This window comes from Streptomyces nigra (assembly GCF_003074055.1).
GTDB lineage: Bacteria > Actinomycetota > Actinomycetes > Streptomycetales > Streptomycetaceae > Streptomyces > Streptomyces nigra.
In genome coordinates this window covers 6,973,370-6,991,119 of the sequence record NZ_CP029043.1, presented here as the reverse complement: position 1 = coordinate 6,991,119, position 17,750 = coordinate 6,973,370, and the positions used below count along the sequence as shown (strand labels likewise).

Sequence of the window (17,750 nt, the reverse complement as noted above, 5' to 3'; positions counted from 1 at the left end):
CCCCCGTTCCGGTCGTGTCCCCGCGGTGCGTAGACCGTACGGCCCCCGCGCGGGCCCTGTGTATCGCGTCGGTGCCCGCTGGGAGCCCGCCAGGACTCACCTGTGCACAGCCGCGCCCTAAACGCCCGGTTTCGCCGCGTGCAGGGCGGGGAGTTCCAGGTCGCCGAGCGCGAGATGCGCCAGGACGACCTCGTACAGATCGCTGCCGCCGGACAGCAGCGCGCGCTCCAGGACGGGCTCCGCGCTGCGTACGTGCTCGCGGACGGTCTGGGCGTGCACGCCGAGGCGCTGCGCGGCCCGTTCGGCGTTGCCGCCCTCCGCGATCCAGGCGCGCAGCGTGCGGCGCAGGTCGCGGCTGTCGTGGTCGAGCCGGGACAGCAGGTCCCGCGCCCAGGTGACCATGGCGCGCCCGGACAGCAGGTCGTCCAGCGACACCGGGTCGTCGTGCGGGGCGGCCGGGTCGCCCGGCGCTCCGGCCAGGCCCTCCTGGGTGTTGAGGGCGACGTGGACGACCGCCCGGGCGGCCAGGTCGGAGAAGCTGGTGCTCAGCAGCGTCTCGACGCGCTCCATGCGGGCGCGGACGGTGTTGCGGCTGACGCCGAGCACCTTGGCGGCGTTCACCGCGGTGAACTCCAGGCCCAGCCGGGTGGTGGCGAGCAGTTCGGCGCGGGTGTGGTGCGGCAGCGCGTCGAGGGGGCGCAGTACGCGGGTCGTCCAGCAGCGCAGGGCGGCCGGGTCGACGAGGCGTTCGGGGTGGGTGCGTTCGGCGTAGACGGCCGCCTTGTCCGGCCGGAAGTGGGCGACGGCCAGCGCGCTCACGGCCTGCCCGTAGGCGGTGGCGGTGCGCACCAGGGACTGCCGGGCGCTGCCGCCGAGGAAGGTGCGCGGGCGCGGCCCGATCAGCGACCGCAGCTCACGGGCCTCGGCGTCGCCGGGGGTGACGACGATGACGTGCTCGTCCACGGCGGGGCAGAGCACGACCAGGGCCCGCTCGCCGGTGACGTCGACGCACTCCTCGGCGAGCCGGTCGCGTTCGTCGGCGCTGCCCTCGACGACGTACACGCAGGCGGTGTCGGTGTCGAGCAGTCCTGGCCACAGCCCCGCCGCGACGCGGCGGGCGGACACGGTGTCCTCGACCATGAGCAGCTGGAGGATCGCCAGCCGGAGGTCGGAGGTCGCCCGTTCCAGACGGCGGCCCGCGGCGGTGGTCTCCCCGGCCCGCAGCAGGAGTTCCAGGACGTGCGCCGTGTGGCCGACGATGTCGGCGGCCCGCCGGTCGAACGGCTCGGGGCGGGACACGGCGAGGACGCCCGCCGCCGACGGGTCCGGGTAGGCGACCCGGACGAGCCGCAGATGGCGGCCCCGGCCCTCCCAGGCGGCCGAGGCGATCCGGCCGGCGGCGACGGCGGCCACCAGCTGGTCGTCGAGGGGCGGCCGGGTACCGGCGACGAGGGCGCCGGTGTCGTCCTGGAGGCAGGCGGTGCCCCGTACGGCGTCCGCGAGCCAGGACACGACACGGCGGACGTCCCTGCCGTGGGGCCGCAGGTGGTCCAGCAGTTCCTGCGCCCACGCCGAGGGCGCGGCGTCGCTCACCCCTGCCTGCCCGGCCCCGTCCTCTCCGCCAGCCATGTCGGCCTTCACCTCGTCTTGCGGTTCTGCGCTTCGTTCACGTACCGGTCGGGGACGTTACCTCACGTCCGCGCGGCGGGCCGGTGCCGACGAGGTCCGCGGCCGCCCCGGGGATAGGCTCGGCCAATGGCGAAGTACTACGACGTGCACCCCGACAATCCGCAGCCGCGCACCATCGCGCAGATCGCCGAGAGCGTCCGCTCCGGCGCGCTCATCGCGTATCCGACGGACTCCTGCTACGCGCTGGGCTGCCGGCTGGGCAGCCGTGACGGCATCGACCGCATCCGGTCGATCCGCCGCCTGGACGACCGGCACCACTTCACCCTCGTCTGCCAGGACTTCGCGCAGCTCGGCCAGTTCGTACGGATCGACAACGACGTCTTCCGCACGATCAAGGCGTCGACGCCCGGCAGTTACACCTTCATCCTCCCGGCGACCCGGGAGGTGCCCCGCATGCTGCAGCACCCGAAGAAGAAGACGGTCGGCGTCCGCATCCCCGACCATGTCGTCACCCAGGCGCTGCTCGCCGAGCTCGGGGAGCCGCTGCTGTCCAGCACGCTGCTGCTGCCCGACGAGGAGGAGCCGCTGACGCAGGGCTGGGAGATCAAGGACCGGCTGGACCATGTGCTGGACGGCGTCGTCGACTCCGGCGAGTGCGGCACCGAGCCGACGACGGTGATCGACTTCTCGTCCGGCGAGGCGGAGATCGTGCGCGCGGGCGCGGGGGACACGTCCCGGTTCGAGTAAAGGCGTCCCCAAAAGGCAGGGGGTGCCGGGGGCCGTCGGACCGCGCGTGGAAACATGTGCGCGGTCCGGCCTCCGCGGGCCGGTGACCTGTTGTGCCGTACCCGTAGAGAGGGCCACCCCCATGACCTCCGTCCAGGGAAACGTTGTCGACATCCCCACCGAGGACGGCGTCGCCGACGCCTATCTGACCCGTCCGGCCGACGGCGGGCCCCGGCCCGCGGTCCTGCTCTACATGGACGCGTTCGGGCTGCGGCCCCGGCTGGAGGCGATGGCCGACCGGCTCGCCGCCCACGGGTACACGGTGCTGGTGCCCAACCTGTTCCACCGGGCCGGCCGGGCCCCGGTGCTCGATCTGCCCGAGTTCATCGACACGGCGGCCCGGCCGGACATCTTCCAGACCCTCGGGCCGATCATGCGTCAGCTGACCCCCGAGGCGGCGATGCGCGACGCCGGCGCCTATCTGCGCTGGCTCGAGTCCTGCCCGACCGCCGCCGACGGTCCGGTCGCGCTGACCGGCTACTGCATGGGGGCGCGGCTGTCCCTGCTGACCGCCGGAACCTACCCGGACCGGGTCGCCGCCGCGGCCGGCTTCCACGGCGGCCGGCTCGCCACCGAGGACCCGGACAGCCCGCACCTGGTGGCCGGACGCATCACCGCGGAGCTGTACTTCGGGCACGCGGACCACGACCACTCCCTGCCGCCGGAGCAGATCGACCGCCTGGAGACGGCCCTCACGGAGGCCGGGGTCCGGCACCGCTGCGAGGTGTACGAGGGCGCCGGCCACGGCTTCACCCAGTCCGACACCGCCGCCTACGACCGCGCGGCCGACGAGCGGCACTGGGAGGCGCTGCTCGATCTGCTCAACCGCACGTTCTGAACGGCCGGTTGGGGTGACGGGGGCGGGCGGCTCCCCGTCAGCCGATCATTGTTACGGTGCACCGGTGTCTGTCTCCTCACGTGATACCGCGGAAGGCGCCGGCTGGGGCGCGGCCGAACCCGGCAGCTACAAAGGGCTGATGCCGCCCGGTGGCCGGAAGATCTCCTGGCTCGACCCCCGGATGCTGTGGGCGGCCCGCAACGGCGTGCTGGCCTCCCTGTTCGGGGATCCGACCGGGCGTACCCGCGGCCGGTGGGTGGCCCGGCGGACGGCCGCCGGGGCTCCGGCCGACAAGGTGATCCGGCGCGACGACCCCGACCGGTTCTCCTTCCTCGTCATCGGGGACACCGGCGAGGGCGACGACCCTCAATATGCCGTCGTCCCAGGGCTGCTGAAGGAGGGTCGGGACACCCGGTTCGCGATCCTCGCCAGCGACGTCATCTACCCGGTGGGCGGCGCCGACGACTACGGCCCCAAGTTCTTCCGGCCGTACCAGGACTACCGGGCGCCCATCTACGCGATACCCGGCAACCACGACTGGTACGAGGACCTGACCGCGTTCATGCGGGTGTTCTGCGACGACGCCCCGCCGCTCCCGCCGGAGCCCGCGCCGCGCCCGCTCAGCCGGGCCTGGCTGCGCTCGCTGCTGTGGCACCGACCGCGCCAGGGCGACGGCCAACGGCTCGAAGAGGCACGGAGGTTGCGGTCGGCCCCCGAGCAACTGGCCTCCCAGCCGGGCCCGTACTGGGCGATCGACGCCGGCCCGGTGCGGATCGTCGGCATCGACACCGGGCTGCTCGGCACGCTCGACGCCGAACAGGGCGCGTGGCTGCGCGAGGTGTCCAAGGACCCCCGCCCGAAGATCCTGATCACCGGCTCCCCCCTGTACGTGGACGGTGAGCACCACCCCTGCGCGATCGAGGGCGGCGGCACCGTGGACGACATCGTCCGCGATCCCGCGCACCGCTATGTGGCGGCGATCGGCGGCGACATCCACAACTACCAGCGCTATCCGGTGCGGGTCGGTGACCGCACGATCCAGTACGTCGTCGCGGGCGGCGGCGGCGCCTTCATGCACGCCACGCACACCATCCCGAAGGTCGACGTGGCGGGCGTCGGCGAGGCGGACTTCCGCTGCTACCCGCTGCGCGGCGACTCCCTGGCCTTCTACAGCGCGCTGTACGGCCGGCGGCTGCGGCTGCGCCGCTTCTTCACCCTGACCGAGGCCGAGGCGGCGGCCGTCGTCGCCGAGCGCCTGGGCATGCGGCTGACCCGCGCCCAGCAGACCACGGCCCGGGTCACCCGACGGGTCCGGCTGGTGGCCGCCCTGCTCGGCGCGGGCCGCCGCCCCGACCGCCGCGCCTGGCTGCGGCTGCCGGTGCGCAAGCTCTACACCCAGCTCTTCTCCCCGAGTTCCGCGACGTACAGCCCGCCGTTCTTCAAGTGCTTCCTGCGCCTCGACGTCGGCCCGGACGCGGTACGGCTGCGCTGCCATGCCGCGACCGGCAACCTCGCGCAGGAACTCGACCCGCCGGTCGAGGACGAGGTGACGATCCCGCTGGTCTGAGGCGCCCGACGGAACATGTCCGTACGGGAGCGTGTTGCCTGAGCCGTACGGCTTGATCACCCGGTCATCGGACGACGACGGAGGACTCGTGGCAACCGACTCCCGCCCCTTGCGCAAGCTGGGCTTCCTCACCATCGGACTGTTCGACGGGGCGGACCCGGCCCGGGGCCACGAGTCCACGCTGGAGATCATCGAGCTGGGCGAGCGGCTCGGCTTCGACAGCGCCTGGGTCCGCCACCGGCACCTCCAGTACGGCATCTCCTCCCCCGTCGCCGTCCTGGCCGCCGCCTCGCAGCGCACCCGCCGGATCGAACTGGGCACCGCGGTGATCCCGCTCGGCTGGGAGAACCCGCTGCGTCTCGCGGAGGATCTCGCCACCGTCGACCTGCTGTCCGCCGGGCGCCTCAACCCCGGCGTGAGCGTGGGCCCTCCGATGCACTACGACCGGGTCAAGGAGGCCCTGTACCCGGACACCGCCGACGCCGAGGACTTCGGGTACGAGCGGGTGCGGCGGCTGCTGGACTTCGTCCGGGGCGAACCGGTCACGGACTTCAGCGGCACGGAGGGCTTCGAGGTGTTCTCCGACCGAGTGCAGCCGCAGTCCCCGGGGCTGGGCGGCCGCATGTGGTACGGCGGCGCCAGCCTGCGCTCGGCGCGCTGGGCCGGTGAGCACGGCATGAACCTGCTGACCAGCAGTGTCGTCAAGGTGGAGGACGACCAGGGCGCGCCGGGCGCCCCCGACTTCGCACGCATCCAGCTGTCCCACATCCAAGCCTTCCGGGAGCGCCACCCCGACGGTGAGCGGGCCCGGGTCTCCCAGGGCCTCGTCGTCATCCCCACCGACTCGGCGACACCCGGACAGCGGGCCCGCTACGAGAAGTACGTCGCCGAGCGCACCCCCCGCACCAGCTCGCCGCAGGGCCCGGCGCGGCTGCTGTTCGCGCCGGACCTCATCGGCACCTCCGAGGAGATCGCCGAACGCCTCCACGCCCACGCCGCGTTCCGCGAGGTGGACGAGGTGGCGTTCGCGCTGCCCTTCACCTTCGGCCACGACGACTATGTGCAGATCCTCACGGACATCGCGACCCGGCTCGGTCCGGCGCTGGGGCGTCCGGCACCCTGAACCGGGCGGCGGACACCTCCTGGTCGAGCAGATGCAGCGGGGCGGCCGACACACCGGCCGCCTCGACGGCGTCCCAGTACGCGAGGGCACGGGACGGGTCGACCAGGCCGTGCGTCAGGGGCAGGCCGCCTGGATCGCGGGCCGGGTCCGTGGCGCGGTGGGCGTGCAGCAGCGACTCCAGCCGGCAGGAGGCCAGGGTGCCGGAGACGCCGGAGCGCCCGGCGAAGCCGGTGGCGGCGACGTCCGGGAGGTCCTCGGCGAGCCGGGGCCGGTCGGCCCCGACGTCCAGCAGGCCGCCGCCGACGATCAGCACATCGCCCCCTGCACTCATGCGCTCCAGCGCGCGGGCGGTGTCGAAGCAGTGCGGGAAGGAGTCGTCGACCAGGACGGTGCCGGGCCGCAGCCGGTCGACGTCCACGAGCGCCGTGGCCCCGCTGACGGCGGTCACGATCAGCTCGCTCGCGTAGACGTCGTCGGGCAGTCCGGGCCCCGACTCCACGATCCGCACGGGCAGTTGGGGGTACGTCTCCCGCAGCTCCGCCGCCAGTCGTCGGAGCCGGGGTGTGCTGCCCGGCAGGTCGCACAGCACGAGCCGGGCGGGCGGCCGGGGTGAGGTCGCAAGGAGCAGCCGCAGGGACGAGACGCCGATCGAACCACAGCCGACGACGGCGAGCGACAGCCGGTCGAGCCGGCCCCCGGTGGCGTCGAGGGCGGCGTGCACGGTCTTCACGACGGCGACGGTCGTCGTCGCGTGCCCGGTGGTGATCGCCGTGTCCGTCCCGGCCTCCCGCAGCACGTCGAAGCCGTAGCCGGTGAGCGAGGGGATCGTCCCGGCGAGCGATACGCAGCGGGCGCCCAGCGCGGCCGCCTGCTCGACGGCCCGCGCGGTCCGGGCCGCGAGGTCGCCGGCGGCGGCCAGTTCGTCCGCGAACAGCGGCAGGGCGACGAAGCCGGTGGCGCCCAGCGGGGTGCCGGTGCGCTCCAGCAGCCGGGCGCGGCCGTCCGGGAACAGCAGCCCGCGTATCTCCTCCCGGCCGGGGCGCGGGGCGCCGGGCGGCAGCCCGGCGAGGGCCGCGAGATGCGCCGGGGCGGGCAGGTAGCCGACGAGGGCCGCGTCCAGCGCCCGGCGTGAACGATGTGTGCCGGCCCGCAGTTCCTGCTGGATCTGTTCGGCCAGCTCGACCGCCTCGTCGGCCGTGAGCGCCGTCGCGGAGACGCGGACGGTGACGCGCAGCCCGTCGGCGCCGGGCAGCGGCCGTACGGCCAGGAACACGTCGGTGCCGGGCGGGGGCGGCGCGAGGAGGGTGTCGGCCTCGTCGGCGTGCAGCGAGAGCGTGCCTCCGGACGGCGCGCCGAGGGAGGTGAAGTCGAGGAAGGTGAAGAAGAACTGGGCGTGCGCGGGCAGCCCGGTGGCGGTGCCGGGCCCGGCGGGCCCCTCGGCCCGGGCCAGCTCCGCCTCGGCGACGATCCGGTGCAGGTCGTCGGCGAAGGCGGGCCGCCGGCCAGGCTCGGCTGCGAAGGCGGGCGACCGGCCGGGCTCGGCGGCGAAGGCGGGGGTCCGGGCGTGGCCGGTGGGCGGGGTCGGGCGCAGCGCCACCGCCTGCGCGAAGGGCCCGAACACCCGGTGCGCGTCCGGGACGGAGTCCTCGCGCCCGGTGACGGCGAGGCCGATCACCAGGTCGGTCTGCCCGGTGAGCCGGGTGAGCGCGCGGTGGTAGGCGGTGAGCAGCGGCGCGTGGAGCGTGCTGCGCGCCGAGCGGGCCAGCCGGCGCAGCCGCCCGGTGCCGGCGGCGTCGAGCGTGAACCCGGCCGTGTGGAACCCGGCCCCTTCAGCACCGGAGCGCGGACGCAACGCGGGTGGTGTGTAGGGGGCGTTGAGCCGCGCGCGGTACGCCTCGGCCTCGGGGCCCGACGGGCGGGGCCGCTCGGCGGACCGGACGACGTGGTCGCGGAAGGTGCTCTCCAGCGGGGCCAGGCCGTGGGGCAGACCGCGGTCGAGACGGTCGTACACGGTGAGAAGTTCCCCGGCGAGCAGGGCGGCGCTGTAGCCGTCGCCGATGAGGTGGTGGGCGTGCACGAGGAGGACGTGCTCCTCGGGTGCCGTGGTGAACAGGGTCGCCCGCAGCAACGGCCAGCCCCAGGGCTCGAGTCGGCGCCGCCCCTCTTCGGCGATCCGTGCCTCAAGCACGTCGGGGTGGATGGTCTCGTGCCGCACGGGCAGCCGCAGGGAGTCGGGGAGTTCCTGCTGCACGGGCGGCCGGGCGCCGGCCGGGAAGACCGTGCGCAGCATGGGGTGCCGGGCCACCAGCACGTCGACGGCCTGCTGGAAGAGGTCGGGTCGCAGGGGGCCGGTCAGCCGGAACCGGGCGAGCCAGGCGGAGCCGGTGGCGGGATCCAGGGTGTCGGCGAGGAGGAAGCCCCGCTGGGACGGTGTGAGGGGGTACGGGCCGGTCGGGACGGCCTGCGGGGCCGGTTCGGTGTTGACGGCCTTCGCACCGGTCACGGCAGCGTCCGGGGCCGGCTCGGCCGCGTCGACGGCCTTCGCGAGCGCGCGCAGGGTGCGGTGGGTGTAGAGGACCGTCGGCCGTGGCACGGCGGGGAGTTCGGCGCGCATCCGGGCGAACAGCTCCAGCACCATGATGGAGTCGCCGCCCAGCTCGAAGAAGTCGTCGTCGGCGCTGATGTCCGGCGTCTCCAGCAGTGCCGCCCAGATCCGGGCGAGCGTGCGCTCGGTCGGGGTGGCGGGCGACGACGAGGGACGCGGAGCGGGCACGACGGCCGTGAGCGGGACGTCCGTCTCGCGTGCCAGCCGGTCGCGGTCGATCTTCCCGGTGCCGGTGAGGGGCATCGCGGGGACCTCGCGGACGCGCCCCGGCAGCATGTACGGCGGCAGGGTGCGGGACAGGAACGCCCGGACGGCACGCGTGCCGGGGACCCGGGCGCCGGGCCGGGGTTCGAGGTGGGCGACCAGGCGTCCCTCGGCGGGCAGGACGGCGGCGCGGGCGATGTCCGGGTGGGACAGCAGGACGGCCTCGATCTCGCCGGGTTCCACCCGGTGCCCGTGGATCTTGACCTGGTCGTCCAGACGCCCGAGGAAGGCGAGCACGCCGTCGGCCGTACGCCGGACCCGGTCGCCGCTGCGGTACCAGCGCCGCCCGTCCCGCTCGACGAAGGCCGCCGCGGTGAGTGCGGGTTCGCCGAGGTAGCCGGGGGTCAGTCCCGCTCCGCCGATGAGGAGTTCGCCCACCTCGCCGGGTGCGCAGGGGCGCAGGCCGGGCGTGACGACGTCCACGTCGGTCCCGGCGACCGGGCGGCCGATGGGCACCTGACGCAGCTCGTCGGCCGGCCGGGCGTCGAGGATGTGGCAGGTCGCGTTGATGGTGGCCTCGGTGGGCCCGTACAGGTTGGCGACCCGGTGCCCGGGGGCGCCCCCGCAGGCGTCGAGCAGGTCGAACCAGCGGCGCACCTGCGCGGCGGGCAGCGCCTCACCGCCGACGTGCACCCAGCGCAGGGCGGAGAGGTCCGGGGGCGTCCGGTCCTGGGCGGCCCGGTTCTCGGCGGCGGTGAGCAGCCGTTCCCACAGGGTCGGCACCGAACTCCACACCGTGATCCGGTCGTCGACGACCCGGTCCAGGAGGGCGTCCGGGTCGCGGAGGACGTCCCGGGAGAGGGTGTGCACGGCGGCCCCGGCCAGCAGCGGCGCCAGCACCTGCCGTACGGAGGCGTCGAAGCACACGGACGCCGTCTGCAGAAGCCGGTCGGCGGGCCCGTAGCCGAAGGTGTCCAGCGACCAGTCGAGATAGGTGAGCATCGACCGGTGCGTGATCGGGACGGCCTTGGGGCGGCCGGTGGAGCCCGAGGTGAGGATCACGTAGGCGACCGCGTCGGGGTCAGGGTGCGGTTGCGGACCAAGGTCGGACGGGGTGCCGGAAGCGTCGATGAACACCATGTGGGCGCCGTCGAGTTCGGCGGCCGCCTCGCGGGTCGCCGCGTGGGCGACGACGGTGGTGACGCCGGTCCGGAGCAGCTGCTCGCGTCGGCGGGCCGCCGGGTGGCCGGGGTCCATCGGGACCCAGCCGGCGCCCGCGCGGAGGATGCCGACGATGCCGGTCACGACGTCCGGGCCCTGCTCGACGAGGAGCCCGACCAGGTCGCCCCGGCGTATGCCGTGCGCGCGCAGCCGGGCGGCCAGGGCGGCGGAGGCCGTGTCGAGGGCGGCGTAGGTGAGCGTGCTCGTGCCGGTGTCGATCGCCGCGGCGTGCGGGGTCGCGCGGAACCGGGCGAGGAGCCGGGCGACGATCCCGTCACCGCCGAGGTGTTCCCTGTGCGGGGCGTGGGACTTGGTGGTGTCCCGCAGTTCCGCCAGGTAGTCCTCCGCCAGGCGTGCGGTGGTCTCGGGCCGGAACAGATGGGCGGGATGGTTCCAGGAGAAGTGCAGGGCCGCGTCCGCCTCCCAGCACAGCAGGCCGAGCCGGGTCGCGGCGGAGGCGGTGGCCGCCGCCGCAGGCGTCACCTCCACGGGCCGGCCCTCGCCGTGACGTACGGGGAAACGGGCGAAGCTGAACCCGGCGGGCGCGACCGTGCGGGGAGCGGACCCGGTGGCGGGCAGGGACACGGCGAGGTCGGGGCTGCCCGGCGTGCCGTGCGCCTCCGCCTCGCGCCAGATGTGCCGCAGCCGTACGGCCAGTTCGGGCGCGCTCTCCGCCGGGTCGACCCGCACGAACACGGGGAGGGTGTCGGCGAGCGGGCCCACCAGGCGTTCGATGCCGGGCAGGGCGGCCTCCCGGCGGGCGCGCGCCACATTGACGGCGACCGTCGGCTGTCCGCCCCAGCGGGCCAGGCACCGGACGTGGACGGCGAGGAGCAGATGGAAGAGGGACACCTCGTGCCGGGCGGCCATGTTCCGCAGCGCGGCGCTGAGTTCGGCGTCGGCGGTCGTCCGGTGATGGACGTACGGCGGTGTCGGCGCGGCGTGCGGATCGCCGTCGTACGGCAGGGCCGAGGCGAGGTCGACCGGCCCGTGCGCGGCGATCCGTTCGCGCCAGTAGGTCAGGTCGCGGGCGAAGGCGGGGGTGTCGCGTTCGGCGGCGAGGAGGGCGGCGTACTCGCCGAACTCGGCCTCGACAGGCGGCAAGTCATCGCCGGGCCCGGTGTACAGCGACCAGAGGTCCTCGCACAGCACCTTGAGGCTGTAGCCGTCGGCGGCACCGTGGTGGACGACCAGCAGCAGGTGCGCGAGCCCGGTGTCCCGGCGGTCCCGGACGAGGACGGCACGCACCGGGTCCTCGGCGACGAGGTCGAACGGCCGGTTGCACAGCGCCAGTTCGAGTTCGGCCAGGGCGCGCTCGGTGTCGTCGGCGTCCCGCACCTCGTACCAGCGGGGCGGGCGGTCGACGCGTCCGGCGGGCGCCGTGTACTGCAGCGGGGGCATGCCGTCGGTGACGCGGAGCCGCAGCATGGGGTGCCGGGCGGCGAGCAGGGCGAGGGCACGGCCGAGGACATCGGGGTCGAGCGGGCCACGGACGGTCTGGCGGACATAGCTGTGGGCGGTGACGCCGTCGAAGAGGACCTCGGTGGTGAGGAAGGCCCGTTGCAGCGGAGTGAGGGGGATCGGCCCGTCAGCGGGGTGCGGGCGCGCGAGGACGGGCCTGTGGTCTTCCAACGGCTCGGTCCGCAGATACGCCGTCAGTTCGCCGAGCGTGCGGTGCTCGAAGAGCAGGGTGGCGGGCAGCGGCCGACCGAGTTCGTTCTCCAGGCGGCGCGCGAGGTCCACGGCGGTGAGGGAGTCCAGCCCGAGCCCGAGGAAGGGGTCGTCGTCGCCGATGTCGCGCGGGGCCCGGTGCAGGGCCTCGGCCAGGAGCCGGCGCACGAGGTCGGAGTCGGCGTCCGGGGCGGGCCTCTCGGGGCGCCCCTGCGTAGAGACGGCGGGGACCGCCTCCGCTGCCGGCGCCATGAGCACCACATGCGGAGCACCGGTGCCCACCGCCGTTCGGAGCCCGGCGATCGCCTGCCGGGCCGTCATCGGCGGCACACCCAGCTCGCGCAGCCGCCCTGCGGACGCGGCCCCGACGGCCGTTCCCGCGTCGCTCACCGGCCCGAAGCCGACGGCCTGCCAAGGGCGGCCCGCCGCGTGCTCGGCGGCGGCGAACGCGTCGAGGAAGGCGTTGGCGGCGGCGTAGTCACCGAGCGCCCCCGCCAGACCGGGCAGCACCGAGGCGACCGAGGAGAACAGGACCCGGACGGCCGGATCCTGGCCGTGGCGGCGCAGCGCGTCGGCGAGCAGGACCGTGCCGCGCACCTTCGCCGCGAGGACCTGCCGGATCTCGCCGTCGGACTTGGACCGCAGGGTGCCGGGCCGGACCGTGCCGGCGGCGTGGAACACCCCGTCCAGCGCCGGCAGCGTGGCGACGAGCGCGTCCACCGAGGCCGGGTCGCCGACGTCGGTGGCGTGGTGGCGGACCCGGACACCGAGCGCCCGCAGCTCGGCCGGCAGCGCCTCGGGAGCCGTCACCGAGCGTCCGGCGAGGACGAGTTCACGGGCACCCCCGGCCGCCAGGTCCCGGGCCAGCGCCGAGCCGAGTCCCCCGGCTCCCCCGGTGATCAGGTAGGTGCCGCCGGGCGGCAGGCCCGGGGCCGGGGTGTCCGGCACGTCAGCCTGCGTACGGCCCCACCGGCGCCCGGCGCGCCGGGCGACCGTGGGCTCGGCCTCCGGCCCGTGGGCCGCGCGCAGTTCCTGTTCCAGGGCGTCGACACGGGCGGCCAGGGAGTCGGCGCCGGTCAGGTCCACGCCCCGGGCCGTCACTCCCCGGTGCTCCTGCGGGACGGCCAGCGCGAGTCCGTGCGCGAGCGCCCGCGCCGGGACCGCCGGCTGCGCCGGGGTGCCGATGGCGTAGGCGTCCTCGGTGACGACGAGCAGGCGCGCGGAACCGCCGGACAGCAGGTCGAGGACCTGCCGCAAGGACGTCAGGGTGTCCTCGACGGCCGTGTCCACGTCCGTCGCCGCCCCGGTCAGCCACACCACGGTGTCCGGGGCCGGTCCGTCGTCCCCTACGGTCACCCCGCCGGACGTGAGCCGTTCCGCCAGCGCACGGCCCAACTCGCCGTCGCCTCCGACGAGTCGGACGACCTGGGGCGGCTCACCCATCACAACGGGGGCTTCGGCCCAGAGCAGGCGCCGCACCACGACGTCGCGGCCCGGCCAGTACCGCCGACGCCGGTACGGGTACGTCGGCACCTCCACCCGCGCCCGCCCGGTCGCCCGGCGCGGGAGTGCCCGGCGCAGGGTCCCTCCACGTGCCCACAGCCGGCCGGTGGCCTCCAGCAACGCGCGGGCGTCACACTGAGCGGGTGTCAGGACGGCGATGTCGGCCGCGTCCTGCGCGGTGGCCGTGGCGCGGACGGCACCGCCGAGCGTGTCGCCGGGCCCGAGTTCGAGGAACGTGTCGTAACCGTCCCGCAGCAGCCGTTCCACGGCCGCGCCGAACCGTACGGGCGCGACGGCGTGCCGCTCCCAGTACGCGGGGGTGAGGTCGGGTCCCCAGTCGGCGGTGACCGTGCTCAGCATCGGCACCTCCCCCGGCGTCGCCGTCCGGGAGCGCGCCGCGTCGCGCAGCGGGGCGAGGACCGGCTCCAGCAGGGGTGAGTGGAAGGCGTGCGACACGTGGAGCCGGCGTGCGGCGACACCGCGCCCGGCCAGCTCCGCGAGGGCCTGGTCGACGGCGGCCCCGGAGCCCGCGATCATGACCTGGCGGGGCCCGTTGACGGCGGCGACGGACAGGGCGCCCCCGGACGCGGCGACGAGGGCGGCGACGGTGTCCTCGTCACCCCGGACGGCCGCCATGGCACCGGGGCGGGCCAACTCCGCGACGAGCCGCCCGCGTTCGGCGGCGAAGCCGACGGCCTCGGCGAGGGTGAGGGAACCCGCGACACAGGCGGCGGCGATCTCCCCCACGCTGTGCCCGGCGACCGCGTCGGGGACCATGCCCCAGCGGGCCAACTGCCGGGCCAGGCCCACGCCGAACGCGACGAGCAGCGGCTGGGCGACCTCCGTCCGGGCCAGGTCGCCGGGGTCCGCGTCGGCGTCCAGGCACCAGTCGGCCAGCGAACGGCCCCGTACGGGCCCCACGACCGAGGACGCCTCGTCCAGGACCTCCCGGAAGGCGGGCGCCGCCCGGTACAGGGCACGTCCCTGGCCGGGGCGCTGGGCGCCCTGGCCGGGCAGCAGGAAGACCGTGCGCGGGCGGGACGGCCGGACGCGGCCGAAGTCCTCGGTGCGGGAGGCCGCCAGACGGTCCGCGAGATCGCCGTCGGCGACCAGGGCGAGGCGATGGGGGCCGTCGTCGCGGGCGGTGCCGACGGCCGCGCAGATGTCCGCCTCGGACAGCTCGGGGTGGGCGCGGGCGTGGGCGGCGAGGTCGTCGGCGGCGGCCCGCAGGGCGTCGGCGCCGCGGGCCGACAGGGTGAGCAGGTGCGGACCGTCGGCAGCCGGTGGCGCCTCGGGCGCCGGGGCGGGTGCCTCCTCCAGGACGGCGTGGGCGTTGGTGCCGCCGAAGCCGAAGGCGTTGACGCCCGCGACCAGCGGGCCGGGCGCCTGCCAGGGCTGCACGGTGTCCACGAGCCGGAAGCCCGGGGCCAGGCGCTCCAGCGAGGGTGCGGGGGGCGAGGAGTTGGGGGTGGGCGGGAGGCTGCGGTGCCGGAGCGCCAGGACCGTCTTGACCAGGCTGGGCATACCGGCGGCGTTGAGGAGGTGCCCGACGTTCGCCTTCGCCGAGCCGAGCAGGCGCGGGAGCCCGTCGGGGCGCGGTGGGAAGGCGTGCCCGAGGGACTGCGCCTCGACCGGGTCGCCGACCGGGGTGCCGGTGCCGTGGGCCTCGACGTACGACACCGTGCCGGGGTCGACACCGCACTCGGCGTAGGCACGCGTGATGACGTCGCGCTGGGTGCGCGGGTTGGGGGCGAGCAGGCTCAGGGACCGCCCGTCGTTGTTGACGGCGGTGCCGCGCACCAGGGCGAGGACCGGGTCGCCGTCGCGTTCGGCGTCGTCGTGCCGTGCGAGTACGAGGGCCGCTCCGCCCTCGCCGGGCACCAGGCCGTCGGCGGCGGCGCCGAAGGGGCGGCTGACGCCCGTCGGGGACAGCGCGCCCGCGTCGCCGAGCAGCCGGTGGCCGGTGGCGGTGAGGGCGAGGTGGACGCCGCCGACCACGGCGATGTCGCACTCCCCGGCGAGCAGGCTGCGGCGGGCCAGATGGAGCGCCACGAGCGCCGACGAGCAGGCGGTGTCCACGGCCAGGGCGGGCCCGTCGAGGTCGAGTGCCTGGGAGAGACGGGCGGCGATCAGGTTGGGCAGATTGCCGGTGAGCGCGCCGGGGTGCCCGGCGAGATCGCCCCCTGCCGCCTGGGCCAACACCTCGCGGTAGCCGCTGTCGCCGACGGCGGCGAACACGCCGACCTTGCGGCCCGCGCGGCGCGGCCCCGCGTATCCGGCGCGTTCCAGGGCCTCGTGGGCCAGTTCGAGGAAGACGCGGGCCTGCGGATCGGTGGCGCGCGCCTCGGCGTCGTCCATGCCGAAGAACTCCGCGTCGAAGTGCGCCGGTTCGGGCAGGAAGGAGCCGAACCGCCCGGCGGCCCGCGTGCCGTCGCCCCACCGGTCGGCCGGTACGGCGGTCACGGTGTCCCGGCCGGACACCAGCAACTCCCAGTATTCATCCGGCGTTTCGGCGCCGGGGAACCGGCAGGCCATGCCGAGGACCGCGACGGGCCCGCCGCCGTCCGGCGCCGGGGACGCGGCCACATCCGCAGCGGCATCGGGCGTCAGGGAGAGGATGTGACCGGCCAGGGCGGTCACCGTGTCGTGGTCGCGTACCACCCGTGGTTCCAGCGGTACGCCGAACGCCTCCTCGAGCGCCGCGAGCACCTCCATCGCCCTGACCGAGGAGCCGCCGAGGGCGAAGAACTCGTCCTGGGGGCCGATGTGTTCGGGTGCGAGGTCCAGGGTCCGCGCCCAGATCCGCCGGACCGTCTCCTCGGCCTGCCTCCGCGACGGCGGCACCACTCCCGGCCGTCCACCACCCCTCTCCTCGAATGCCCCCGCGAACCGCTCCTCGACCCGCGCGTACGCCCCGGCCTCGAAGCGGTCCCGCATCAGCGCCCGCCGCAGCTTGCCGCTGGTGGTCCGGGGGAACGCCCCCGGAGGCAGCGGGAGTACGCGGACGTCGTCGTGGCCGAGTGCCCGGCGGACCCGGGCCGCGACCGCGTCCAGCACCGGCAGCACGGTGGCCCGCGCGGGCCGCGCCCACTGCACGAACACCACGACCCGGTCGTGCCCGGTGCCGGGATCCGTCGACCCGACCACGGCGACCGTGCCGCCCGGGAGCCCCGGTGCGGAGGCGGCCGCCTCCTCCACGTCGATGGCGTGGAAGGTCCGCCCGCAGACGAAGACGACGTCCTTGTGCCGCCCGGTGACACAGAGCCGTCCGTCGTGCAGGAACCCGAGGTCGCCGGTGCGCAGCCAGCCGTCGGTGAACGCGGCCCCGCTCGCCCCGGGATCGCGGTGGTAGCCGCGCGCCACCTGGGGGCCGCGTACCTCGATGTGCCCGACGCGCCCCGCCTCCAGCACCCGACCCGCGCCGTCGGTGATCCGGACCGAGCAGCCGGGGACGGGCCGCCCCACATCCATCAGTTCGACGGCATCACCCTCGCCGGGGACGGCCCGCCCGGCGCTCAGTTCCCGCCGGTCCAGTCGCAGCGGCTGCGCGGTCTCCCCGAGCGGCGGCACGGTCACGGCGAGGGTGGCCTCGGCGAGACCGTACACGGGCAGCATGGCGGTGGTGTCCAGGCCCGCCCGGCCGGCCCGGGCGGCGAACTCCCGCCAGACGCGCGGCGCGATCGGCTCGGCGCCCACGAGCAGCAGCCGTACATGGCTCAGGTCCAGCCCGGCCCAGGCGGCGTCCGGGACGCGGCGCAGGGTCAGCGCGAGCGCGAAGTTCGCGGCGGACAGCAGGGTCGCCCGGTGCCGGGCCGCCGTCTCCAGCCAGCGGACCGGGTGCTTGGCGAAGGCGAGGGGTTCGATCCGGATCTGCTTCAGGCCGGCCGCCAGGGGGACGAGGTGGGTGCCGATCAGGCCCATGTCGTGGAAGTACGGCATCCAGGTGGCGAGTACGTCGTCCGTGGTGATGGCCATGGCCGTGCGGATCTGGCGCAGATTGGCCAGGACGGCCTCGTGGGTGAGTTCGACGCCCTTGGGGGTGCCGGTGCTGCCGGAGGAGAACTGGAGGAACGCGAGGTCGCCGGGGGCAGGGCGGACGGGTTCGCTCAGCGGGGCGCTCGCGCGCAGGTCCGCGAGACGCAGAGCGTGCACGGGGCCGGGCAGTTCGGTGAGGAGTCCTTCGGTGCGGTGGTCGACCAGTACGGGGGGTCTGCCCAGCAGTTCCCGCACCGGGCCCACCCGGTGTGTCTCGGGGGCGAGAGGCACGGGGACGAGTCCGGCGGCGAGCGCGCCCCAGAACAGGGGCTGGAAGTCGGCGCCGGAGTCCGCGAGGAGCGGCACCGGGGTGCCGGGCACGACTCCGGCCGCGCGCAGGCCGCCGGCGACGCGCAGGGCCTCGTCGCGGAGGGCGGCGTAGGTGACGACGTGGTCGTGGCCGTCGTCCCGGACGTGGACGATCTCCTGCCCGGGGACGTCCTCGGCGGCGTGCAGCAGCACGTCGAGGAGCGTGTCGGGGGTACGGCGTCCGGGAGCGGGCATGGACGTCCTTCCTGTCCCCGGGCGCCGGGGTGTCGTCGATCACTGCCCTGTACGACGGCCCGCC

6 protein-coding genes are annotated in these 17,750 nt (G+C 75.4%); 4 read left to right on the top strand and 2 right to left on the bottom strand.

Annotated elements, in window-relative coordinates; all coding sequences use genetic code 11:
• Positions 1–117: 117 nt before the first annotated feature.
• Complete coding sequence (locus DC008_RS32120) at positions 118–1,629, bottom strand: helix-turn-helix domain-containing protein (RefSeq protein ID WP_108710964.1); 1,512 nt, start codon at positions 1,627–1,629, stop codon at positions 118–120.
• Positions 1,630–1,755: 126 nt separating this feature from the next.
• Between DC008_RS32120 and DC008_RS32115 the strand changes: the two genes are divergently transcribed.
• From DC008_RS32115 to DC008_RS32100, 4 genes are all read left to right on the top strand, one after another.
• Positions 1,756–2,376 carry an L-threonylcarbamoyladenylate synthase gene (locus DC008_RS32115; protein WP_164492404.1) on the top strand — a complete coding sequence of 207 codons (621 nt, stop codon included), beginning with the start codon at positions 1,756–1,758 and terminating at the stop codon, positions 2,374–2,376.
• Between the two features lie 121 nt (positions 2,377–2,497).
• Positions 2,498–3,253, top strand: coding sequence for a dienelactone hydrolase family protein (locus DC008_RS32110; protein ID WP_108709998.1), 756 nt, complete (start codon positions 2,498–2,500; stop codon positions 3,251–3,253).
• 64 nt (positions 3,254–3,317) lie between these two features.
• Positions 3,318–4,820 carry a metallophosphoesterase family protein gene (locus DC008_RS32105; RefSeq protein ID WP_108709997.1) on the top strand — a complete coding sequence of 501 codons (1,503 nt, stop codon included), beginning with the start codon at positions 3,318–3,320 and terminating at the stop codon, positions 4,818–4,820.
• Positions 4,821–4,908: 88 nt separating this feature from the next.
• Entirely contained in the window at positions 4,909–5,943 is a 1,035-nt protein-coding gene (locus tag DC008_RS32100) for an LLM class flavin-dependent oxidoreductase (protein WP_108709996.1), read from the top strand.
• On the opposite strand, the gene DC008_RS32095 is transcribed toward DC008_RS32100, so the two are convergent.
• Entirely contained in the window at positions 5,891–17,686 is an 11,796-nt protein-coding gene (locus DC008_RS32095; RefSeq protein ID WP_108709995.1) for a hybrid non-ribosomal peptide synthetase/type I polyketide synthase, read from the bottom strand. The genes DC008_RS32100 and DC008_RS32095 overlap by 53 nt on opposite strands.
• Between the last annotated feature and the right edge of the window lie 64 nt (positions 17,687–17,750).